This window comes from Kribbella sp. CWNU-51 (assembly GCF_054073265.1).
Window position 1 is genome coordinate 324,299 of sequence record NZ_JBSXMZ010000007.1, and the last position, 22,662, is coordinate 346,960.

20 protein-coding genes are annotated in these 22,662 nt (G+C 68.5%); 14 read left to right on the top strand and 6 right to left on the bottom strand.

The genetic code is table 11. The annotated features are described in order from the left end of the window. The first annotated feature begins 3 nt into the window (after nucleotides 1–3). Together modB and ACXC9Q_RS09930 are read left to right on the top strand one after the other, a co-directional pair. Nucleotides 4–768: a molybdate ABC transporter permease subunit gene (modB, locus tag ACXC9Q_RS09925; protein ID WP_457056185.1), complete on the top strand. Its 765-nt coding sequence runs from the start codon at nucleotides 4–6 to the stop codon at nucleotides 766–768. After that, nucleotides 765–1,826: an ABC transporter ATP-binding protein gene (locus ACXC9Q_RS09930; protein WP_457056186.1), complete on the top strand. Its 1,062-nt coding sequence runs from the start codon at nucleotides 765–767 to the stop codon at nucleotides 1,824–1,826. The genes modB and ACXC9Q_RS09930 overlap by 4 nt, the downstream gene beginning before the upstream one ends. Before the next feature lie 43 nt (nucleotides 1,827–1,869). On the opposite strand, the gene ACXC9Q_RS09935 is transcribed toward ACXC9Q_RS09930, so the two are convergent. Next, on the bottom strand, nucleotides 1,870–2,952 hold the full coding sequence (locus tag ACXC9Q_RS09935) for a hypothetical protein (RefSeq protein ID WP_457056187.1): 1,083 nt from the start codon (nucleotides 2,950–2,952) through the stop codon (nucleotides 1,870–1,872). Nucleotides 2,953–3,252: 300 nt separating this feature from the next. On the opposite strand from ACXC9Q_RS09935, the gene lanKC reads away from it, so the two are divergent. The 5 genes from lanKC (at nucleotide 3,253) to ACXC9Q_RS09960 (ending at nucleotide 11,468) form a co-directional block, all read left to right on the top strand. Then, a complete protein-coding gene (gene lanKC / locus ACXC9Q_RS09940; protein WP_457056188.1) occupies nucleotides 3,253–5,829 on the top strand; it encodes a class III lanthionine synthetase LanKC in 2,577 nt (858 codons plus the stop codon). Between the two features lie 4 nt (nucleotides 5,830–5,833). After that, on the top strand, nucleotides 5,834–5,971 hold the full coding sequence (locus tag ACXC9Q_RS09945; protein ID WP_130387812.1) for a SapB/AmfS family lanthipeptide: 138 nt from the start codon (nucleotides 5,834–5,836) through the stop codon (nucleotides 5,969–5,971). Nucleotides 5,972–6,172: 201 nt separating this feature from the next. Then, nucleotides 6,173–8,104: a prolyl oligopeptidase family serine peptidase gene (locus ACXC9Q_RS09950; RefSeq protein WP_457056189.1), complete on the top strand. Its 1,932-nt coding sequence runs from the start codon at nucleotides 6,173–6,175 to the stop codon at nucleotides 8,102–8,104. After that, complete coding sequence (locus ACXC9Q_RS09955) at nucleotides 8,101–9,753, top strand: ABC transporter ATP-binding protein (protein ID WP_457056190.1); 1,653 nt, start codon at nucleotides 8,101–8,103, stop codon at nucleotides 9,751–9,753. The genes ACXC9Q_RS09950 and ACXC9Q_RS09955 overlap by 4 nt, the downstream gene beginning before the upstream one ends. After that, nucleotides 9,750–11,468 carry an ATP-binding cassette domain-containing protein gene (locus tag ACXC9Q_RS09960; protein WP_457056191.1) on the top strand — a complete coding sequence of 573 codons (1,719 nt, stop codon included), beginning with the start codon at nucleotides 9,750–9,752 and terminating at the stop codon, nucleotides 11,466–11,468. The genes ACXC9Q_RS09955 and ACXC9Q_RS09960 overlap by 4 nt, the downstream gene beginning before the upstream one ends. On the opposite strand, the gene ACXC9Q_RS09965 is transcribed toward ACXC9Q_RS09960, so the two are convergent. Further along, nucleotides 11,447–11,989, bottom strand: a complete 543-nt coding sequence (locus tag ACXC9Q_RS09965) for a response regulator transcription factor (protein WP_457056192.1) — start codon at nucleotides 11,987–11,989, stop codon at nucleotides 11,447–11,449. The two genes, ACXC9Q_RS09960 and ACXC9Q_RS09965, sit on opposite strands and share 22 nt — an antisense overlap. Nucleotides 11,990–12,193: 204 nt before the next feature. Here ACXC9Q_RS09965 and ACXC9Q_RS09970 point away from each other — a divergent pair, with 204 nt between their 5' ends. Next, complete coding sequence (locus ACXC9Q_RS09970; RefSeq protein WP_457056193.1) at nucleotides 12,194–12,712, top strand: DUF5946 family protein; 519 nt, start codon at nucleotides 12,194–12,196, stop codon at nucleotides 12,710–12,712. 359 nt (nucleotides 12,713–13,071) lie between these two features. Continuing rightward, a complete protein-coding gene (locus ACXC9Q_RS09975; protein WP_457056194.1) occupies nucleotides 13,072–13,722 on the top strand; it encodes a transglycosylase family protein in 651 nt (216 codons plus the stop codon). Between the two features lie 157 nt (nucleotides 13,723–13,879). Here the strand turns inward: ACXC9Q_RS09975 and ACXC9Q_RS09980 are convergent, their stop codons facing one another. The 3 genes from ACXC9Q_RS09980 to ACXC9Q_RS09990 are packed head-to-tail and all read right to left on the bottom strand — an operon-like array spanning nucleotide 13,880 to nucleotide 15,765. After that, entirely contained in the window at nucleotides 13,880–14,530 is a 651-nt protein-coding gene (locus ACXC9Q_RS09980) for a class I SAM-dependent methyltransferase (RefSeq protein ID WP_329482507.1), read from the bottom strand. 4 nt (nucleotides 14,531–14,534) lie between these two features. Then, on the bottom strand, nucleotides 14,535–15,176 hold the full coding sequence (locus ACXC9Q_RS09985) for a Pr6Pr family membrane protein (RefSeq protein WP_457056195.1): 642 nt from the start codon (nucleotides 15,174–15,176) through the stop codon (nucleotides 14,535–14,537). Between the two features lie 40 nt (nucleotides 15,177–15,216). Beyond that, a complete protein-coding gene (locus ACXC9Q_RS09990; RefSeq protein WP_457056196.1) occupies nucleotides 15,217–15,765 on the bottom strand; it encodes a 2TM domain-containing protein in 549 nt (182 codons plus the stop codon). A gap of 79 nt (nucleotides 15,766–15,844) precedes the next feature. Between ACXC9Q_RS09990 and ACXC9Q_RS09995 the strand changes: the two genes are divergently transcribed. The 3 genes from ACXC9Q_RS09995 (at nucleotide 15,845) to ACXC9Q_RS10005 (ending at nucleotide 19,177) form a co-directional block, all read left to right on the top strand. Beyond that, a complete protein-coding gene (locus tag ACXC9Q_RS09995; protein ID WP_457056197.1) occupies nucleotides 15,845–16,444 on the top strand; it encodes a TetR/AcrR family transcriptional regulator in 600 nt (199 codons plus the stop codon). Nucleotides 16,445–16,535: 91 nt separating this feature from the next. Beyond that, nucleotides 16,536–17,048: an AAA family ATPase gene (locus ACXC9Q_RS10000; protein ID WP_328525743.1), complete on the top strand. Its 513-nt coding sequence runs from the start codon at nucleotides 16,536–16,538 to the stop codon at nucleotides 17,046–17,048. Nucleotides 17,049–17,083: 35 nt separating this feature from the next. After that, a complete protein-coding gene (locus ACXC9Q_RS10005; protein WP_457056198.1) occupies nucleotides 17,084–19,177 on the top strand; it encodes a molybdopterin-dependent oxidoreductase in 2,094 nt (697 codons plus the stop codon). 169 nt (nucleotides 19,178–19,346) lie between these two features. On the opposite strand, the gene ACXC9Q_RS10010 is transcribed toward ACXC9Q_RS10005, so the two are convergent. Next, complete coding sequence (locus tag ACXC9Q_RS10010) at nucleotides 19,347–20,375, bottom strand: LacI family DNA-binding transcriptional regulator (RefSeq protein ID WP_457056199.1); 1,029 nt, start codon at nucleotides 20,373–20,375, stop codon at nucleotides 19,347–19,349. 425 nt (nucleotides 20,376–20,800) lie between these two features. Between ACXC9Q_RS10010 and ACXC9Q_RS10015 the strand changes: the two genes are divergently transcribed. Both ACXC9Q_RS10015 and ACXC9Q_RS10020 read left to right on the top strand, forming a co-directional pair. Beyond that, nucleotides 20,801–21,550, top strand: a complete 750-nt coding sequence (locus ACXC9Q_RS10015) for a sugar phosphate isomerase/epimerase family protein (protein WP_457056200.1) — start codon at nucleotides 20,801–20,803, stop codon at nucleotides 21,548–21,550. Continuing rightward, nucleotides 21,547–22,644, top strand: coding sequence for a Gfo/Idh/MocA family protein (locus ACXC9Q_RS10020; protein WP_457056201.1), 1,098 nt, complete (start codon nucleotides 21,547–21,549; stop codon nucleotides 22,642–22,644). Before ACXC9Q_RS10015 ends, ACXC9Q_RS10020 begins: the two co-directional genes overlap by 4 nt. The last annotated feature ends 18 nt before the right edge of the window (nucleotides 22,645–22,662 follow it).

Here is a 22,662-nt window from a genome sequence, read left to right on the forward strand (position 1 = left end):
CTCGTGCTCCTGCTGCCTGCCCTGCTCGGACTGGCGTTCCTGGTCGTCCCTCTGATCGGTCTGCTGGCCAAAGCGCCTTGGTCGACGTTGCCGAGCCGTCTGTCCAGTCCGGACGTCTGGCAGGCGCTGAGGCTGTCCCTGATTTGCGCCACCTCCGCTACTGCGGTGTGCCTTGTCCTGGGCATCCCGCTCGCCTGGTTGCTGGCCCGCGGCGAGTTGCCCGGTCGCGGCGTCATCCGGGCGCTGGTGACAGTCCCACTGGTCCTGCCACCGGTAGTGGGCGGTGTTGCACTGCTGCTGGTTCTGGGGCGACGCGGACTGATCGGTGAGCGTCTGGATCTGTGGTTCGGCATCACCCTGCCGTTCACGACGGCCGGTGTGATCGTGGCGGAGGCCTTTGTTGCCATGCCGTTCCTGGTGATCTCTGTCGAGGGCGCACTGCGGGCTGCTGACCCTCGCTACGAGGAGGCAGCCGCGACACTCGGCGCAGGCCGCTGGCTGACCTTTCGACGCGTGACACTTCCGTCGATCGCGCCAGGTGTCGTGGCAGGCGCCGTACTGTGCTGGGCTCGCGCACTGGGCGAGTTCGGCGCCACCATCAACTTTGCCGGCAACCTCCCCGGCCGTACGACGACCATGCCGCTGGCGGTGTACCTCGCGTTGGAGACCGACCCGGACGTGGCCGTCGTACTGAGCATCGTGCTTCTGATCGTGTCTGTCGTCGTACTGGCGTCTCTGCGCGAGCGCTGGATCAGTGGGTTGCGATGACTCTGTACGCCGACGTGCGAGTGACCCGTGACTCCTTCGACCTCGCGTTGGACCTGGTTGTCGAACCAGGTGAGGTGGTCGCGTTGCTGGGCCCCAACGGCGCCGGCAAGACCACCGCACTCCGCGCGATTGCCGGCCTCTTGCCGCTGGGCGGTGGCCGCATCGCTTTAGGTTCTGAGGTGTGGGACGAACCCCCGCGTACATTCCGTCCGCCGGACCGCCGGCCGATCGGCGTGGTCTTCCAGGACTACCTGCTCTTCGACCACCTCAGCTGCCTCGAGAACGTTGCCTTCGGCCTCCGCGCCCGCGGACTCGACAAACACGCCGCCCGGTCGGAGGCCTCGCGCTGGCTCGACATCGTCGGCTTGTCGTCGTACGCGCGTACCCGCCCGCGCTCGTTGTCCGGCGGCCAAGCCCAGCGAGTCGCCCTGGCCCGAGCCCTGGCCACCGACCCCGAACTGTTGTTGCTGGACGAGCCTCTGGCCGCGTTGGACGCCGGTACGACGCTCCACGTCCGGGCCGAGCTCGGCCAGCACCTCAGTCGCTACGAAGGCCGCACTCTGCTCATCACCCACGACCCACTCGACGCCATGGTCCTCGCGGATCGCCTGGTCATCGTTGAGAACGGTCGTATGGTCCAAGCAGGCCGCCCCACCGAGATAGCCCGCCGCCCCCGCACCGACTACGTAGCCCAACTAGTAGGCCTCAACCTCTACCGAGGCACCGCTTCCGGCACAACAGTCGATCTGGTGGAAGGCGGCACCATGACCCTCGCCGAACCAGCCACCGGCCCGGTCCACGTCGCCTTCCCACCGACCGCGGTCAGCCTCTACCCCTCACCACCCTCAGGCAGCCCCCGCAACACCTGGCCCGCCGTGGTCACCGGCATAGAACAACACGCCCACACAGTCAGAGTCCGCCTCAACGCCACCCCCACCGGCCCAGCCACCCTCCTGGCCGACATCACCCCCGCAGCTGTAGCCGACCTCCACCTATCCCCCGGCCAACCCCTCCACGCCACCCTAAAAGCCACCGAAATCCACACCTACCCAGTCTGACCTCCCCCGCGTGCTACAGCGGTCACCCTTCCGTCGCGCGCGGTTAGACCAGTTGGTGTTGCCAGGCGAGTTGGAGGATGGCTGCGCCGGCGGCTTGTAATGGTTTGTGGTGGACGAAGTCGTTGATTGAGTCGGCGGTGAAGGGTTGGGGTGTGAGGACGCGGCCTTCGTCGTTTCTGGTGGTGAGGTCGGTGAAGAGGGTGTCGAAGATGTCGGCGTCGATTGCCAGGACTGTTAGTAGGTCTGTGGCGAAGGTGAGCGGATCTACGCCTAGGCCTACGCAGTACGCCCGGGCTGAGCCGGCCGTGAGAGCAGCTGAGAGTTCGGTGGCGAAGGGCCAGGTTTCGTAGTTGATGGGGGCGGAGTCGCTGCCGTGGTCTTCTGACGTGCCCAGGAGTTCTTCCGAGAGTTCGCGGATCAGATTTCGCCAGAGGGAGAAGTCGTGGCGTTCGTTCCAGGATGCGTCGGCGCTTGGTTGGAAGACGCCCGACGGGACGACCTGGTAGAGGCCGCCGGCGTGACCCACCTTGGCGGGATCACGCCAGTGGATCAGGAAGGTGGAGTCGCTGGTCGTCTTGTCGTGGCGGATGGTGAGGGTGCTGATCGCCAGGTTGGTGGGGCGGCGGGTTGGGTCCCAGGGTTCCCCGATCGCGGTGCGCAGCGGGCTCGATCCACTCAGGCCAAGGCGGCGGGCGGCGTACTCGTGGGCGGAGGCTTCTCCGGTGTTGATGCTGTCGAAGTAGGTGCCTCGACCCAGGCGCAGCAGGGGTTGTGCGGCGGTCAGGTCCGCCGAGAGGAGTCTGTACGTCGGGCGGTTCTCAAAGACAGCCGGGGACGCCAGGTCGGCGATGGCCGCGGCGTACGACGAATAGCGCGCACCGTCCGGTCGCAGGGGCAGCGTGTCCGTGGGTTCCAGCCCTGTCACCCCGCGGAACTCCGCGTTGGGCTCGAACTCCAACCGGATCGAGGTCAACGGGATCGGCTGCGCCGGGATCCACGTCGATGCCGCCAGCAACGGCGTCCCGGCCACTCGACGGCCCACGGGATAGTCAGCGGCGGCCTCGACACCCCACCGAAAGCGGTTCTGCTGCAGTTGGCGGCGCACCTCTAGCCATTGCTCAGTCATCGGCGCGGGAAACGCTAGGACGGCGTTCGGCGGTCACGGGATGACAGTAGTCGTGGCTGTTGGGCGTGTACGAGGCACTGGGAGTGAAGTTACGGGCCGTGATGGCACCGGGATGGATTGACATGTTGTTACGGGGGGATTCGCGCTCAGGGGGCGCGGTTCGGTAACGAAGAGTGTTTAGTTACTCACTCGTAGTGTGTGGGTTCTTCACGTGAGAGTGATGACATCGTGCACTACGCCGGCCCTGGTCGGGGTGTCCAAGATGTGGCGGGGCACCACGAGAAATGGGGTCGGACAGTCATGCATGAGAGCTACGAGTTCTACTGCCTTGCGGATCGGCGGTTCTACGAGACGCCGGCCAACCGTGGTGCGCAGTATCCGGATCTCGCGATCACCGCGCGGGCTGTTCCGGACGGTTGGCGGCATGTGCCCGGGGAGACCTGGATGCACTACGCACCGGAAGGGATCAAGCTTCCGCAGCAGGGCTGGAAGATCCACGTGTCGGCGCGACTCGCGGATGTCGAGCGGACGCTCGAAGCCGTGTGGGATTACTGCGTGCCCCGCGGGATCGCGTTCAAGTTCCTGCGCAACGAGGCCGTGCTGGTGATGGTCAACTCGAAGGCCGCTCCCCGTGGGTCGAGCGGCAAGCTGGTGACGATCTACCCGGCCGACGAGGCCCAGTGCGAGCTGATCCTCAAGGAGCTCGACGGGGTCCTCGACGGTGTGCAAGGGCCTTACATCCTGAGCGATCTCCGCTACGGCCACGGTCCGCTCTTCGTCCGGTACGGCGCCTTTGTCAGCAGGCACTGCCTGTCCCCGACCGGCGAACGAGTGCTGGCGCTCGAGGACGACCACGGCAGGCTCGTGCCCGACCATCGCGGCCCGACCTTCGCGCTGCCGGCCTGGGTGCCGTTGCCCGACTTCCTGCAACCCCACCTCGACGCCCGCAACGCGGTCACCACCAACGACCTCGCGTACACGATCGACGGCGTCATCCAGTTCTCCAACGGCGGCGGTGTGTACCTCGGACACCACAACGAGACCGGTGACCGCGTCGTCCTCAAGGAAGGACGCCCGTACGCCGGTCTCGACATGGCCGGCCGTGATGCGGTCGCCCGGATCGCGCACGAGCGGGACATCCTCGAGCAGCTCGACGGACTGAGCGTCGTACCGAAGACGCATGACTACCTCCAGCTGGGTGAGCATCACTTCCTGGTCCAGGAGCACATCGACTCGGTGTCGCTGCAGCGCGAGCTGGTACGGCGCTATCCGTTGACGCATCCGGATGCGACCGAGGCCGACAAGGCGGAGTACTCCGAGTGGGCCACGCAGATGGTCGAGCGAGTCGGAGAGGCCGTCGGGCAGCTGCACGAGCGCGGTGTCGTGTTCTGCGACCTGCACCCGGACAACGTCCTGCTCGACGTGAACGGCCGCCTGACCTTGATCGACTTCGAGGTCGCGACCAAGGCCGAGGAGAAGGCCCGCTCGACGCTCGCGCATCCTGGGTACACCGCGCCGCAGGACCGTCAGGGCGTCGACGTCGACCGTTACGCGCTGGCATGTATCGCGCTGAGTGTCTACGCCCCGCAGGCGACGATCCTGCTGAACATGCATCCCGGCAAGGCGTTCCAGCTCGCCGAAATGATCACCGAGACCTTCCCGGTGCCCAGGGCAACGATCGAGGACGCCGTCCGGACCATCGTCGGCCCCAAGGTGACTCACGACCCGCAGATGGTCGATCTCGCGTTGCCGGGCGAGGCTGGATGGACCGAGGTCCGCGAGGCACTCACCAAGGCCATCGTCGCCAGTGCGACACCGGAGCGCACCGATCGGCTGTTCCCCGGCGACATCGCGCAGTTCCGCGACGGCGGCGGCATCGACCTCGCCACCGGCGCTGCGGGCGTCCTCTACGCCCTCGCGAAGACCGGCGCGGGGCGCTTCCCGCAGTACGACGAATGGTTGCGCAAACGCGCCGTGGACACCGAGACAGGGCCGGGCCTGTACGACGGCCTGCACGGGGTCGCACACGTGCTGGACGAGCTGGGATACCGGCAGGACGCGTTGGACCTGGTCGACCGCACACTCGCCGACGACTGGAGGTCCCGCGAACTGGGACTGCACTCCGGTCTCGCCGGCATCGGACTGAATCTGCTGCACTTCGACACGGAGCCGAGCCTTCGCGCGAAGGCGGTCCGCGTCCTGGATCTGGTCGCTGACCGGCTCGGCGACCTCAACGCCGTACCGGAGCTGAGTGGCGGTCAGCATGCGCGGGCCGGGCTGATGTACGGGTCGTCGGGGCCGGCACTCTTCTTCCTGGAAGCGTTCGAGCGGCTCGGGGACACCGGGCTGCTGGATCTGGCCGAGATCGCGATCAGGCAAGACCTCAAGCGCTCCGTCCTCACCGAGGACGGGATGCGGCAGGTGAACCAGGGCTGGCGGACGCTGCCGTACCTCGAAGAGGGTTCGGCCGGGGTCGCGCTGGTTCTCGAGCGGTACTTGCGGCATCGGCCGTCCGACGAGCTCGTGGCCACGCTCGCCGAACTCAAGCGCGTGACGCACTGCTCCTACTACGTCCAGCCCGGCCTGTTCATGGGTCGCGCCGGTCTGCTCCTCACCGCCGCGGCACTCGGCGAGGAGCAGGCGACGGTCGACGATCTCGTCGACGGACTCGGCTGGCACGCGATGCCGTTCGAAGGCGGCCTCGCGTACCCGGGCAACCAGTTGCTCCGTCTCTCGATGGACCTGGCGACCGGATCGGCCGGCGTGCTGCTGGCTCTGGGTACGGCGCTGCACGACGCGCCGGTGTCCCTCCCGTTCCTCGGACCTCCCCAGTGGTCCGAGTCCCTGTCCCGACAATCCACACCGAAGGAGGTGTAAACACATGGCACTTCTCGACCTCCAGGGTCTCGAGACCCCGGGTTACGGCCACGGCGGCCACCACCACGGCGGCTCCACGCTGACCGTGCTGGGCTGCGCTTCGCAGACCCCGAGCAACCTCAGCCTGCTGCTCTGCCACTGATCGGCACCTGGATAGACAGGTTCTGCGGCCCTGGGTGGGCGGCATACCCACCCGGGGCCGTCCTGCGTTCAGGCCCTCCGGTGACCGACTCGCCTCGGTCGCCGGGCGGTCCCTACCAGGACGACCTCAGGATTCCGGGGTAGCTCGGAGCCCCGGCGGTCGTTGATTGGTCAGGACGGAATGAGAGGGGTGAGGGATTCCGTGCAGTCTTATCCATGCGCCGAGCGGCTACCGCTCGTGGAGCAGGTGCACGGTAGTGCCGTGGGGGATCCGTACCGGTGGCTCGAGGATGCCTCGGGTGACGACACCGTGCGGTGGCTGGCGGGCCAGCAGAACGTGTGGCTGGAGTACGCCGGCTCGTTGTCCAACCGGTTCCGCCTGCGCAACCGAGTGCGAGAGCTGTCGAACGTCGGCAGTGTGTCGACCCCGGTGTGGCGCGGTGAGCGGTGCTTCACGGTGCGGCGGGAGGCGGGGCGGCAGCATGCGGTGTTGTACGTCGACTCGCGGCCATTGCTCGATCCGCTGGAGCTCGACCCGACCGGCCTGAGCACGCTCGACGGCTGGCAGCCTTCCCCGGACGGCAGCCGGCTCGCGTACCAGGTCTCGCGGGGTGGAGACGACCAGTCCGTCCTCCATATCCTCGACGTAGCCACGGGTCAGCTCATCGACGGCCCGATCGACGGCTGCCGCTACTCCCCGATCGCGTGGCTTCCCGACGGGGACTCCTTCTATTACGTGCGTTTCCGTCAGGTACGACGCCACCGGCTGGGCGTGCCTGACGACACCACGATCCTGGGCGCCGAGGCGTCGTACGGACTCGCGATCAGCGGCGATGGTCGGTGGCTGACGATCTCGGCGGTGCGCGGTGCGGCGAACGACCTGTGGCTGGCGGATCTGTCCACAGCTGAGCCGCCGACACCGGTCCAGCAAGGCGTCGACGCGACCACGGTCATGACGGTCGGTTTGGACGGCCGCCTGTACGTCGTCACCACGCAGGGCGCGCCTAGCGGGCGGATCTGTATCGGCGATCCCGCAGATCCGACGGTCTGGCACGACTACCTCACACCTGATGCACCACTGACGGGGCTGGCGGTCCTCGACGACGTCGTCCTCGTCGGCATAGTGGGTGGGATCACCGTGCACGAGCGCGAGACCGGCCGACAACTGGGGACCGTTGACGTGCCAGGGAGCGGCTCGATCGGCTCGCTGAGCACCGATGGTGGCGCGCGAGCCTGGTTCACCTATACCGACAGCGTCACGCCGCCGACGGTCTACTGCTACGACGCAACCACCGGACGTACTGCGCCTTGGCAGCAAGAGCCCGCGGCAGCGACAGCAGCCGAGACGCGCACCCTCACCTACACCTCGCCCGACGGCACCGAGCTCGAGCTGCGCGTGATCAAAGAGCCCGGCATCGAAGGGCCTCGCCCCACGATGCTTTATGGGTACGGCGGATTCGGGCAGACGCTGACCCCGACGTACTCCGCCTTCGCGCTGGCGTGGATCGAGGCCGGCGGCACCTTCGTCACCGCCTCTGTCCGTGGTGGTGGCGAGCGTGGCGAGGCGTCGCATCGAGCCGGGATCCGGCAGCACAAACAGAAGGTCTTCGACGACTTTATCGCCGCTGCCGAGCACCTCATCGCCGAGGGCTGGACCACGCCGGATCAACTGGCGCTGTGCGGCGAGTCGAACGGCGGTCTGCTCGTCGCGGCCGCCATCACGCAACGTCCGGAGTTGTTCGCGGCCGCGGTCTGCTCGGCGCCGTTGACAGACATGGTCCGCTACGAGCTGTCCGGTCTGGGCGAGCGCTGGGTCCCGGAGTTCGGGTCGGCGCAGGATCCCGACGACTTCCAGAACCTGTTGTCCTACTCGCCGTACCACCGGGTCGTCGACGGGGTGAAGTATCCGGCCGTGCTGTTCACGGTCTTCGGGAATGACACGCGCGTGGATCCCTTGCACGCAAGGAAGATGTGCGCCGCCCTGCAGCACGCGACCGAGAGTGGGCGGCCGATCCTGCTGCGCCTGGAAGCAGACGCCGGGCACGCCACCGGAGGTGTCGGCCTGGCAGCCGACATGCTGGCCTTCCTGTCCGACCAAACCGGCCTCGCCGATCTCACCGGGGCGGCGTCATGATCGGCTTCGGGGATGTTGCCAAGCGCGGGCGGGGGTGGCTGCCGCTGATCGGGGTCAATGCCTTGATCGGCAGTGGCGTGACGCTGGCGCTCCCGGCGATCCTCGGTCGTTCGGTCGACGCGATCGTGGCGGGTGCCGGCTCCACGCAGTGGCTGATCGCGGCGGCCGCACTGATCGGGCTAGGGATCGCCGCGAGCATCGTCGACGCGTTCGCCGGCGCTGCTTGCGTCGCCGAGACCACAGCGTGGCTCAGGCATCGCCTGGTCAAGCACGTCGTGCACGGCGGTCCGGAAGGCACCCGTGACTTCGAGACCGGCGACCTCGTCACCCGGGTCTCCGCCAACGCCACCGACGCCGCCCAAGCTGGCCCGGCAGCCGTGACCGCGGTCGCCGCGATCGCTCCGCCGGTCGGCAGCCTCGTCCTGCTGGCGTTGATCGATCCCTGGCTCGCCGCAGCGTTCTTCGGCGGCGTGCTGCTCGTGATCCTGGTCCTGTGGACGTTCGCGAAGCGGACCGCCAACGTCAGCCTCGCCTACCAGGAGACCCAGGGCCGGATCGCCGCCCTGCTGTCCGAATCGCTGACCGGCATCCGCACGATCTCCGCCGCCGGTACGACGGAACGCGAGGAGCGCCGCATCCTCGGATTCCTGCCCGAGCTGCACAAGCACGGTGTCGTCACCTGGCGCATCCTGGCCCGCTCCGGCGCGCAGGCCGCGGTCGTCGGCCCGCTCGTGCTGGTCGCCGTCCTGGCCGTCGGTGGACTGCAACTCGTCGCCGGACGCATCACCGCAGGCGAACTGTTCGCCGCCTCGCAGTACGCCGCACTCGGGGCCGGCCTCGGCAACCTGACCGGCGTACTCGGGGAGATCGCCCGCGCCAAGGCCGGGGTGCACCGGGCCGCCGAGGTGCTGTCGATCGAGTCGATCGCCCACGGCACGCTCCCGATTCCGGCCGGCCCTGGGCAGTTGACGTTCGACGGAGTCAGCGTGGTCGCGGGCGGGAATGTCCTGCTGGACAACGTGAATCTCGACCTGCCCGGTGGTGTGACGGTCGCGGTCGTGGGTCCGAGCGGCGCCGGCAAGTCGGTACTCGCGGCGATCGCGGCGCGACTGCGCGATCCGTCGACCGGGCAGGTGTCGCTGGACGGCATCCCCCTCCAGGCCGTCAGCCGGCGTGCGCTGCGCAGTGCCGTTGGATGCGCGTTCGAACGGCCGCAGCTTGTCGGCCGGACGATCGGCGAGGCGATCGCCCCCGACGCGATCAGTCCGATCCGCACGCTGGCCGCCGCTCGCGCCACGCATGCGCACGACTTCGTCAGCCGCCTCCCGGACGGGTACTTCACTTCGTTGCGCAGGGCACCGATGTCCGGTGGCGAACGGCAACGGCTCGGCCTCGCCCGAGCCTGGTCGGCGAACCGTCTGCTGGTACTGGACGACGCGACCTCGAGCCTCGACACCGCCACGGAGCGGCAGATCAGCCGCACGCTCACCGAAGACCGGCACCACCGCACCCGTCTGATCGTCACCCACCGCCCAGCCACCGCGGCCCGCGCCGACCTGGTCGTCTGGCTCGACCACGGCCAGGTCCGCGCCGTAGCCCCCCACGCCGACCTCTGGCACAACACGTCGTACCGCGAAGTCTTCGGGTGAGGGGAGAACTGGCGTACGGCGCCGCAGCGCTGAGGAAACGGGCCACGGTCGGGTTGATCGGGTGGTCCGTTCCGGAGATCTTGCCGACGGCGATCTACGGTGTGGCGGTTGCGAGGGCGACAGACAGCTTTCTCGGCGGGCATGCGTGGCAGGGGATCGCGTGGCTTGGGGGCTTGGTCGCGACTGCGTGTCTGGGGGCGGCGGGTGCTCGTCAGGCGTACGGGCGGTTGGGTGATCTGGTCGAGCCGCTGCGGGATGACCTGGTACGGCGGGTTGTCGCTGGCGCACTGCGGTCCGGGGACGACGGTGCGGTGGCGCGGTTGAATCGACAGGTGGAGATCGTCCGGGACACGTTCGCCGGGCTGGTGCTGGTGCTGCGGAGCTTCGCGGTGACGTTGTTCGGTGTGCTGACCGGGTTGTTGTCACTGGCTCCGCTGGTTGCGGCGTTCGTCGTACCGCCTTTTCTGGTTGGGTTCGCGTTGTCGCTGGCGGTGCTGGGGATGGCGGCGGATCGGGTCCGGGCATCGCTGAAGGCGGACGAGGAGCTGGCGGCGTCGGCGGGGATGGTGTTCGGCGGAGTGCGGGACATCACCGCGGCCGGGACGGAGGAGTTCGCCGAGCATCTGGTCGGGGAGCCGATCGAGGCCCACGCGTCGGCGGAACGCGCCTTGGCCAAGGTCGCGGCGCTGCGGACGTTGTGCTTCGCGGTCGGTGGGTGGTTGCCGCTGCTGATCCTGCTGGCGGCCGGGCCGTGGCTGGTCGGGCGCGGGGTCAGCACGGGCACGCTGCTCGGTGGATTGACGTATGTGTTGATCGGGTTGCAGCCGGCGTTGAACACGGTGATGAGCGCGCTCGGGGACAGCGGTCTGCGATACGTGATCACACTTGGGCGGATCCTGGATGCGTCGACGGCCGCACCGGAGGCCAAGCGCGGCGAGGCTCCGGGCGGGTTTGCGGTCCGGATCCGTGGGTTGACGTTCGCGTACGGGCCGAATGCCGAGCCGGTGCTGGACAGGCTCGAGCTGACCATTCCCGAAGGCGAGCATCTCGCAGTGGTCGGGCCGAGCGGGATCGGGAAGTCGACGCTGGCGGGGCTGGTGTGCGGGATGCTGGCGCCGACCGGCGGGAAGTTGCTGCTGGGTGGTGTCTCGCCGGCCGAGGTGACGTCCGAGCGGTTGGCCGAGACGCGGGTGCTGATCCCCCAGGAGGCGTACGTCTTCAGCGGGACCGTACTCGACAACCTGACCTACTTGTTGCCTGCCGCAACAAGTGGGCCGATCCTCCCCGCGATCGAGGTCCGTGTCGGCGCCGCGGTTGAGGCAGTAGGTGCAGAGCGCCTGATCGAGAAGATCGGCGGGCTTACGGGTGAGGTCAAGCCGGGTGAGTTGTCGGCTGGAGAGAAGCAGTTGATCGCGTTGGTGCGTGCGTACCTGTCACCGGCGCCGCTCGTCGTACTGGATGAAGCGACCTGCTTCCTGGATCCGGAGGCCGAACGGCTGACGGAGGAGGCGTTTGCCAAGCGGGAGGGGACGCTCATCGTCATCGCGCACCGGATCAGCTCGGCGCTGCGTGCGCGGCGCATTTTGGTGCTCGACGGCAACCAAGCGACTCTCGGCACCCACGTCAGCCTGATGCGCACGTCCCGCATGTACCGCGACCTGCACGGCAACTGGACGCCGACGATCAGCCGGAGTCAGATCCAGCCGGCGTCCTGAGCCTTCCGGATCGCCTCGATCCGGCTGCGGGCTCCGGTCTTGGCGAGGATACGGGACAGGTAGTTGCGCACCGTCCCGGTGCTCAGGCTCAAGGTGCGCGCGACCTCGTGCGCCGTAGCGCCCGTGGTGACCTGTCGCAGGACTTCACACTCGCGATCGGTCAGCGGATTGTCGCCCGCCTTCAACGCGGCGACGGCGAGGCGTACGTCGACCACCGGCAGGCCCTTCGCGACGTCGCGCACCGCCTGCACCAACTGGTCGGTGGTGGCGTCGGTCGCGATCAGCCCGATCCGGGGCGCCTGCTTCACCAGCGCGAGACTGGTCGCGGCGATCGCCTCGTGGTCGATCAGCATCAGAACGCCGCGACCGGTCAGCTTCCGGCACAGCTCCTCGATCCGGATCCGACCGGGCAGCTGTGGATCGAGCAGCACGACATGCGGCCGCCGGCCGGCCACCTGCAGGACGTCCTCCGAGCGGTCCAGCTCGGCCACCACGTCCAGATCGTTCTCCCTTGACAGCACCGCGGCAAGTGCACCACGCACCAACGTGCCACGATGGCCGAGAGCCACTCGGATCACCGCTCTGCCCCCATCACATCCGTCGCTCGTCCCGCAGTCACCGCGCCGCCGCGGTGAAAACCAGCTGCCGGACGGCGGTGCCCGTGCTTCGATCAACGAGTGAACTCCCCGGATGACACGCACGAATCCTCTGACCGGGGCGGTGGGGTGGGGAAAGAATCAGCCTGCCCCGGGTGCGGCGCCGTACTCCCGCGCTCGGACTGGCCGGGCGAGTCGAAGAACACCGCCTCCCCGGCGTGCCTGGAGGTCGCCGGTGAGCTGCTCGGTTACGAGCTCGAGCACGCGGCTCGGCTCGGGCACCTGCACCAGTTGCGGATCGACGCGTACGGCGCCCAGCACGTCAGCACGGACGCCCCACGCATCGGGCCGGTGTTCGCACTGAACGGCCTCTATATGTACCTCGAGCGCGGCTCCGGCGCTATCGACGTCCGCACCGCCCACGGGATCATGGCCAATTCGTACGACGACTGGCCCGCGCTGACCCCACCCGCGACGGTCGGGCGGCTCACGGCGTACGACGTACTCACCGCAGGTGACGTCGGGGACGTGGAGGCCGCGCTGATCGCGTGGGCGAAAGAGGTGTGGGAGTCGTGGCCGGCCGCGGATCAGGACGTGATCCGGAAGCTCACCACCAACCTGGTCCCGCCGCGCTACTTCCGGCGCTGAGACAGGGCAGGTCCAGCAGGTGGGAAAACGGCCTGTTCCCGACCGCTGCACGGGCGGGAAACCGGGCGGTTGCGCAGCGTTGCATACCCCCGCCAACCGCGCTCAAACCTTCGGCGCGTCGCACTGGAAACCGTTCTGTTGTTGGGCTTTCGCTACGTCAAGCGACGGAAAAAACCGGGGCAGATTCCCCGATTGGCCTTGCGCTTCGGGCCAAGGTCGCACAGGATGACTCAGGTCGCGACGTTACCGTGGCGTGACCATTCGGACGCTGTCCTGTGACCTGCCCGGATGCCCCCATCCCCTGACACGGGGGGCCTGGTGAGTTTCACCATGCCCAGCTCACGAGGAGCGCGTTCCTGATGTCCAAAGCCCGACATGCGCGCCCCCGGCGAAGTACTCGCCGGGTGGCCCGGACGATCACGATCGCCGGTCTCGGGGCCGGCATCACCGCCGCCGGCGCCGGCGCGGCCTTCGCGAACGACTACACGGTCAAGGCCGGCGACACCCTCTCAGAAATCGCCCAGGCGAACGGTGCCGACTGGCATCAGCTGGCGAAGATCAACAACCTCGAGGACCCGGACCTGATCCTGATCGGGCAGACCCTGTCGCTGGACGGCGCGAACAAGGCCGCCGCTCCCGGGCCGAGGAAGGTCTCCGCAAAGAAGGCCGAGACGAAGAAGACCCACAAGGTCGAGACGAAGAAGGTCCGCAAGGCCGAGCGCAAGGTGCGGGAAAGCCGGTCCCAGGATCGCTCCACGTCCAGCGGCAAGGCCAACCTGAGCGGCGCCTGGGCCAAGGTCGCCAACTGTGAGTCCGGTGGGAACCCGCGGGCCGTCAACTCGGCCGGGTACTACGGGCTGTTCCAGTTCGACATGCAGACGTGGCGCAGCGTGGGCGGCTCCGGCAGCCCGGCGAAAGCGTCCGCGGGCGAGCAGCTGATCCGCGCGAAGAAGCTCTACGCCCAGCGCGGCGCCTCCCCATGGCCCGTCTGCGGCAGGTACCTCCGCTGAACCAGCCGGCCATCCAACCGATCGAGTGGTGGAACGTCCTCCGCCACTCGATCGGCCCGGCAGGCATGCGGTAGCTGCCGTTTGGCGCTTCCCACCCCTCGTGGCGGGTCAGTGCGCAACTCATCCGGGATGGCGACCGGGTGGGAAGCACCAAACGTCAGGTGCGAGTGATGACCAGCATCTCGTCGGCCCCGGCCTGGAACTCGTAGGGCACCTTGCGGATCTCCCAGGTGACGCCGTCGAGCCCCTGCAGCATGTCCTGCAGATACGGCACCGACTCACCGGCGCCCTGCATGACCAGCGGAAAGATGCGGACCTCGGAGTTGGCCACCCGGATCAGCTCCCGCAGCGCCGCCTCGTGCCAGTCCCGGTCGTACTTGTCGGCCCATGTGAACAACAGGTGTGAGCACAGCACCAGCTCGAAGCGCCGGTCGCCGAAAGGCAGCTCCGGGAGGCCGGCCGCGACGTACCGCTCAGGCGCGGCCGCGACGTCCTGCAGGAACGCGTCGGCGGCCTCGATGCGGTACTGGTCCTTGCGCTCGGGCGACCCGTACCAGTGCCAGACGAAGCTCCCCTGGTGCTCGTCCACGATCCCGGCCGTGGCCGGCAGGCTCCGCCGGACCGTGTCGACCAGCTCGGGGTGATCGAGCTCGTACGCCGGATCCGCGGCGATCGCGTCGACGCCACGGGCGGCGGCTTCGGCGGTGAACCCGGCACCGCCCGCACAGCAGTCGAGCACGGAGTCGGGGAGGTCCTTCAGGTCGAACATCGCTTCGTACTCGGCGTACGAGCGCGAGGTCACCAGCACGGGTCTACCTTTCGACGGTTGTCTTCCGGTGCAAACGGCGGTCGAGGTAGGTCGCCCCGGCCGCCAGAGCCAGGAAGAGTACCGCGACCAGCAGACAGTTCAGCAGCACCCGTGCGTACCCGTGCTCGTCGACGTTCACGAACGGATACGGGTAGAACCCGACGAACTCACCGCGGATCAGTGTGAACACCAGCCACAGCAGCGGGTAAACGATCGACCACGAGACGATCCGCGCATCGGTCTGCCCGCGCGGACCGAACAGCAGCCAGCCCAGCACCCCGACCACGGGGGCCAGCGTGTGCAGCAGGAAGTTTGCCACCGCCGCCCACCCGTGCAGATCGTCCGAGCCGGCCAGCACGAGGTGGTAGACGATCCCGGTCACGGCGATGCAGAGCACGCCGTTCAACCGCAGCGTCTTGAACAGCGTGCTCTCCGGCCGATCCGGCTGCAGGGCCAGCATCAGCACGGTCCCGCCGAGCAACAGGTTCGACTGGATGGTGAAGTACGCGAACACGTTGAACACGCGGTCCGGGTTGTCCGGGAAGAACCCCTCGGTCCCGTTCGCCGTCACGATCAACTGGATCACGATCCCGGCCGCCACCACCAGAGCGGTCATCCCGGCCCAGCTACGCCCCGTCGTCGTCATGTCCGAAATGTACGACGCCGGAGCGCCCGGCGAGGGGATCTCAGACCGACTCCTTCTCCCGGACCTCGTCGTCGGCGCGGTTGAAGCTGTAGCTGAACGAGACGATGGCGTCGATCACCAGCACGATCGTCCAGGTCCAGGCCGGCGCGAGCGCGGCGTCGTACCCGCGACCGGACAGCAGGCCGAGGCCGATCATGATGCCGACACCGACGACGTACGCGAGCAGGTGGCGGAACCATCCGGCGCGCTCGCGACGAGCACGTTCCGGACCGCGCTTCGGCGGCTTGACCGGGCGCGGCGCACCGCCCAGGAAGTGCGCGGCCCACTTGTCCGCCCACTTCAGCGTCTGATGACCGAAGCCGACGCTGACCCCGATGAAGATCGCGGCCAGTGAGTGCTTGAACGCCGGCACCCCGCCACGGTGGATGTCGATCACGCTGGCTGCGAGCATCACCACGTCGACCAGCGGTACGGCGGCCAGCAGCACCAGGCCCGCCCTGGGCAGCTTGAGCAGGTAGCGCGTCACCATCCCGGCGGCGAGCAGAACCCAGAAGCCGATCTCACACCCGGCGATCACAGCGAGCAGCACAGCGGTTCACCCTCCCGAGTTTTATTAAGTACGACTGTGTTGAGACAAGACTCTAACACGACTGTGCTAAAAAGGACCCATGCCGAAGATCGTCGACCACGAGACCCGCCGCGAGGAGATCGCCGAGGCGCTCTGGCGGGTGGTCCGCCGCGACGGCATCCGCGCCGCCTCGGTCCGCACCATCGCCGCCGAGGCCGGCTGGTCCCCGGGTGCCGTCCGGTACTACTTCCCGGACCAGGACGGTCTGCTGAGTTTCGCGATGGACCTGGTCACCCGACGGGTGACGCAGCGGATCGAGGCTCTGGACGCCGAGGGCAGCCCGACCACGGTCGTGCTGCGCTACCTCGAGGAAGCCCTCCCCCTCGACGCCGAACGCCGTGCCGAGTTCGACGTCTGGATCGCGTTCATGGCCCAGGCCCAGGCCGAGTCCGGCGCCGGCACCCTGCACGAACACGTCGACACCGTGCACAACGGACTGGGCCAACTCTGCGAATCGCTCCTGCAGGCACTCGCCCAGGCCGGCGCCCTGAAAGAGGGCCTCGATCTACGCCGCGAGGTCGAGCGTTTGCACGCGGTGATCGACGGCCTGGCCCTGCACGCGGCGATCCAGCCCGACCGCACCACACCGACCCGGGTCCGGCAACTTCTCCGGCTCCACATCGAATCGCTGCTGGCCTGAAAAGCCTTGCAAACCAAGGTTTTCTGTCCGGTTACAGACAAGATTCCGGGAGACCTGACTAAAACCTTGCGCCGCGTGGCAACATCACCGCATGGAGTCCGAGGGGGTGATCGTCGTCAGCGGGATCATGGCGGCGGGGAAGTCGACAGTTTCCCAATTACTGGCCGAGAGATTCCAGTACGGCGTACACCTCCGCGGCGATGTCTTCCGCCGGATGATCGTCAGCGGACAGGCCTCGATGCGCGACGACAGCGCCGCGGCCCAGAAGCAGCTCCAGCTCCGCTACCGGCTCGCCTGCCAGGTCGCGGACGGGTACGCGGACGCCGGCTTCACCGTGGTCCTGGAGGACGTGGTGATCGGCGAACTGCTCCGCGAGTTCCTCGACGGGATCCGGACCCGCCCGCGATATCTCGTCGTACTGACGCCGCGGCCCGAGGTCATCTCCAGCCGGATCGGCGGTGCGTACCACCTGGTCGACGAGCTCGACTACGAGCTGCACGCGTTCAGCCCGCGCCGCGGACTCTGGCTCGACAACTCCGACCTCTCCGCCGGTGAGACCGTCGACGCCATCCTCGGGCGACTCGACGAGGCGCGCTTCGAGTAATGGCCGGACAGGCTACCCGGGGGTAGTTTGGCTGAATGGCGACCACGGTACGGCGGACCTCATGCAACCTGTGTGAAGCGATCTGCGGTGTGCTCGTGACGGTCGAGGACGGCCGGGTGACCGACATCCGCGGCGACGAGTCGGATCCGCTGTCCCGCGGCCACATCTGCCCGAAGGCGGTCGCGCTGCGCGATCTCCAGGAGGACCCCGACCGGCTGACCACGCCGGTCCGGCGGACTCCCGACGGATGGCAGGAGCTCGGGTGGGAGGCGGCGTACGAACTGGTGGTCGGGAGGCTGACCGAGATCCAGCGCGAGCACGGCCGGAACGCGGTGGGCGTCTACCTCGGCAACCCGAACGTACACAGTCTCGGCGCGCTCACCCACCTGTCGACGATGATCCGGCAACTCCGGACCCGGAATCGGTTCAGCGCCACCTCCATTGACCAGCTCCCCCATATGCTCGCGTCGTACTTGCTGTACGGGCACCAGCTGATGGTGGCCGTGCCGGACATCGACCGGACGTCGTACCTGCTCATGCTCGGCGCCAATCCGCTCGCCTCGAACGGGAGCATGATGACCGCGCCCGGGTTCGGGCGGCGGCTCAAGGAACTGCGCAAGCGCGGTGGCAAGGTCGTCGTGATCGACCCGCGCCGGACCGAGACCGCGGCGGTCGCCGACGAGCACCACTTCGTCCGGCCGGGCACGGACGCCGCCTTCCTGCTCGCGCTGATCCATCAGGTGATCGAGGACGGTCACGCTCGGCCGGCGTCGTACGTCGATGGTTTCGAGGCGGTCGAGGCCGCGGTCGAGCCGTGGACGCCCGAGCGCGCGGCGGGCATGACCGGGATCGACGCGGAGGTGATCCGGCGGATCGCTCGCGAGTTCGGGACGGCCGACCGGGCTGCGTGCTACGGACGCGTCGGGGTGTCGACGCAGCAGTTCGGCGCGATCTGCCAGTGGGCGATCCAGGTGCTCAACATCATCACGGGGAACCTGGACCGGCCCGGCGGGACGATGTTCCCGCGGCCGGCGGTGAACGCGCTGCTCGGTCTCGGGCGTGGTCACCTCGGGTTGTGGAAGAGCCGGGTCCGCGGGTTGCCCGAGTTCGGCGGTGAGCTGCCGGTGTCGACGATGGCCGAGGAGATCCTGACGCCGGGTGACGGCCGGATCCGGGCGATGGTGACGGTGGCCGGCAACCCGGTGCTGTCCACGCCGAACGGCCGCAGGCTCGACGAGGCGTTCGGCACGCTGGACTTCATGGTCGCGGTCGATCCGTACATCAACGAGACCACCCGGCACGCGGACGTGATCCTGCCGCCGGCGCCGCCGCTCGAGCGCGACCACTACGACGTGATCTTCCACCAGCTCGCGGTCCGCAACACCTCCCGCTGGAACGACGCCGTTCTGCCGAAGCCCCCGCAGGCCCGGCACGACTGGGAGATCTTCCGCGACCTCGGTCTGGGCCTGGTACGCCGTACGCCGATGAGCCGGCGCAAGGTCGAGATGATGGCACGACTGCGGTTGTCGCCGCGACGGATCGTCGACCTCGGACTGCGGATCGGACCGTACCGGCTGTCGCTGCGGAAGCTGCGCAGGTCGCCGGGCGGGGTCGACCTCGGGCCGCTGCAGCCGGCGTTGCCCGGGGCGCTGCACCACAAGACCAAGCGGATCGACCTCGCCCAGCGGATGATCCTGGACGACCTGCCCCGGCTGGAGGCGCTCGCGACCGGGAGTGACGGCGAGTTGCTGCTGATCGGGCGGCGGCACCTGCGCAGCAACAACTCGTGGATGCACAACTCGGCCCGGCTGGTGAAGGGCAAGCCGCGGCATCAGCTGCTGATGAACCCGGAGGACCTGGCCAAGCGCGACCTGGCCGACGGCCAGCTGGTCACGGTGACGTCCGCGGCCGGGTCGGTCGCGGTGGAAGTTGCTGCGAGCAACGACATGATGCCCGGCGTGGTCAGCCTCCCGCACGGCTTCGGCCACGGCCGCCCCGGCGCCCACCTCTCCGTCGCCAACCAGGTCCCCGGCCCCAGCGCCAACGACGTGACGGACGCGGACTTCACCGACCCAGTCGCCGGCACCGCCGCAGTGAACGGCGTACCAGTCACGGTGACGGCCTGCTAGCCCCGCCCTACTCCCGCACCCCATCGCTACGCTCCCGCACCGCCGCACCGCCGCACCGCCGCACCGCCGGGCTCCCGCACCGCGGCACCGCCGCGCATTCCATGGGATATCCCCTGGAATGCACCCTTCTCTCCTCGGGATATGAGGGGAGAAGCGGCAAGACCAAGGGTTATCCGCTCGAATGCGCGCCAGATGGTGGGCCTGAGCTGTCGCGGATGGTCAGGAGTGGGGTGGAGTAGAGGTGGGACTGTGGGGCGGCTCCGTTGAGTAGGTCGAAGAGGCGGTGGGTGACCTCGGCGCCGTAGCCGACGATGTTGTGGCTCATCGCGGTCAGGGCCGGGTGCGTGATCCGGCACAGCGTCGAGTCGTCCCAGGCGACCAGCGTGACGTCGTCCGGCGTACGCAGACCGAGCGCTTGGACGACGGCCAGGCCGGCCACCGCCATCAGGTCGTTGTCGTAGATGATCGCGGTCGGCCGCGAACCGGCCGTCAGCAGCTCGCGGGTCGCTGAGGCGCCTTCGGCGGCGGAGAAGTCCGTGTGCCGGATCCGGCCGTCCAGGTCGAGCCTCCGGCCGGCCACTGCGAACGCCTGGTCCCTGATCCACACATCGCCGAACTCCGGCGGTCCGGCCACCCGGGCGACCGTACGGTGGCCGAGCGACGCGAGGTGATCGAGGGCCGCGTTCATCGCCGCCGTGCTGTCGGTCCAGACGCACGGCATCCCATCGGCGAGCGCCGGATCGCCGACCAGGACGGCCGGCAGCCCGAGCTTCCGCAGCAGCGGGATGCGCGGATCGGCGACCCGCAGGTCGACCACGATCACGCCGTCGACCCGGCGCTCCGCGGTCCATTTCCGGTACGTCGCCTGCTCCTCGGCCAGGTCCGCCACGACCTGCAGGGCCAGCGCGTACGACTTCTCGCCCAGCACGGACTCCACGCCACCGACGAAGCCCATGAAATACGGTTCCTCGATCAAGGTCTGCACGGTCCTGGCGAGGACGAGCCCGAACGTCTCGCTGCGCGCCGCCGACAACTGCCGCGCGGCCCGGTTGGGCATCCACTCCAGTTCGGCGGCCACTCTCAGGACCCGAGCCCGGGTGGCCGCGGAGACCCCCGGCTGGTTGTTCAGCGCGTACGACACCGCGCCCTGGGAGACGCCGCAGCGTCTGGCGATCTCCTTGATGGTCACTCGAGCCACGACGAACACCCCTCACGGCGGCCGGACCGCTGACGAGTCGGTCCGGAATCCTCCAGTGTGCGCGGATTTCCACACCATGTCATCGCTCAGGCGCGGAGCGTGATCATTTGATCAAATCCCCTCCACACCGCAAACCCTCCACCTGAAGGGATGCCCCCTCGGGTGGAAGGTTGCCCCCTCGGATGGAGGGTTGCCCGCTCAGAGGGAGGGTTGCCCGCTCGGAATCTGAAGGGGCAACCCCCTAGCTCGGGGGATCTCCACTCAGTTGGAGGGTTTGCGGGATGGTGACCGACCAGTGGTTGGGCGGAGGGTGGTGTCGGCGGGGTCGGGTGGGATAGCGTTGCCGTCGTTACTTAACCGGTTCGGCTTATCAGTCGGTGTGAACCCCAGGGCAGCGGGCGAGGCGCCGGCGACGAGGAGAAACCATGGTCGCAGTGGACAACCTGTCCCTCCAGTTGTACACGGTCCGGGGCAAGCTCGAAGAGGACTTCGACGCCACCCTGGCCCGGATCGCGGAGATCGGCTACACGAAGGTCGAACCCTTCGGTGTCACCGCCTTCGCGGACCGGCTGGCCGAGGCGCTGCCCAAGCACGGACTCTCGGCACCCACCACCCACGCCGGCCTGCTCCGGGACGACAGCGCCCCGATCTACGCCGCGGCGAAGCGGCTCGGCATCACCACCGTGATCGACCCGCACACCGACCCCGCGCGCTGGCAGTCCGCCGACGACATCAAGGTCATCGCCGACGGGCTGAACAAGGCCGCGATCGAGGCCGCCGACCACGGCATCACGGTCGGCTACCACAACCACCAGTTCGAGCTCGAGTCGAAGATCGGCGGCGCGCACGGGCTGGAGATCCTGGTCGACAACCTGTCCGACGACGTGATCCTCGAGGTGGACACCTACTGGGCCGCCGTCGGCGGCGCCGACGTACCGGCGCTGCTCGGCAAGTTCGGCGACCGGGTGAAGGCGATCCACGTCAAGGACGGCGACGGCACCCTGGACAACAAGGCCCAGGTCGCGGTCGGCGACGGCGTCATCGCGGTCCGGGACATCCTGGCCGCCGCGCCGAACGCGCTGCGCGTGGTCGAGCTGGACGACTTCACCGGCGAGATCTTCGACGCGGTCGAGGGCAGCTACACCTTCCTCACCGGAGAGGGCGCACCGGCATGACCGCTGTCGGCGTAGGGGTGATCGGCGCCGGGGTGATCTCCGACGCCTACATCAAGAGCATGCAGAGCTTCCCCGACCTGAAGGTCGTCGCGATCGGCGACCTCCGGCCGGAGGCGGCGAAGGAGAAGGCCGACCAGTACGGGATCGAGACCCACGGCGGTCCCGACGCGGTCCTGAACCACCCGGACGTCGAGATCGTGGTCAACCTGACCATCCCGGTCGCACACGTCGAGGTGGCCCTGGCAGCGGTTGCCGCAGGCAAGCATGTGTGGAGTGAGAAGCCGTTCTCGCTGGACCAGGACAGCGGCCTGAAGCTGCTGTCGGCGGCCCAGGACGCGGGCGTGCGGCTGGGCTGTGCACCCGACACCATCCTGGGTCCGGGCCTGCAGGAGTCCCGCCGCATCATCGAGCGCGGTGACATCGGTCAGCCGCTGACGGCGCTGACCCTGATGCAGTCGCCCGGCCCGGAGTCCTGGCACCCGAACCCGGCGTTCCTGTTCCAGGAGGGCGCGGGACCGCTGTGGGACATCGGCCCGTACTACCTGACCACGCTGGTGCAGCTGTTCGGTCCGGTCGGCGCGGTGGCGGGGCTCGGTTCGAAGTCGCGGGAGAAGCGCACGATCGGATCCGGTCCGCTGGCGGGGACCGACTTCGACGTGACCGTGCCGACCCACGTCAGCGCGATCGCGCGGTTCGAGTCGGGGCAGTCGTCGCAGAGCATCTTCAGCTTCGACTCGCCGCTGTCGCGGGCCGGGTTCGTCGAGATCACCGGCTCCGAGGCGACCCTCGCCGTACCGGACCCGAACGGGTTCGCCGGGGACGTCAAGATCCGCCGCCGGGGCGCGGACGAGTGGGAGACGCTCGCCAGCACCACGGCGGTGGCCGAGCGGGGCACCGGCGTGCTGGAGATGGCGCGGGCGATCCGGGCCGGCCGGCCGCACCGGGCGACCGGGGCGCTGGCGTTCCACATCGTCGACGTGATGGCGTCCATCACCGAGTCGATCGACACCGGCGCGTTCGTCGACGTGCAGAGCACCGTCGAGGTCGCGCCGATCCTGCCGGACGACTGGGACGTCACCGCGGCCACCCTGTGACCACGATCCTCCTCGATC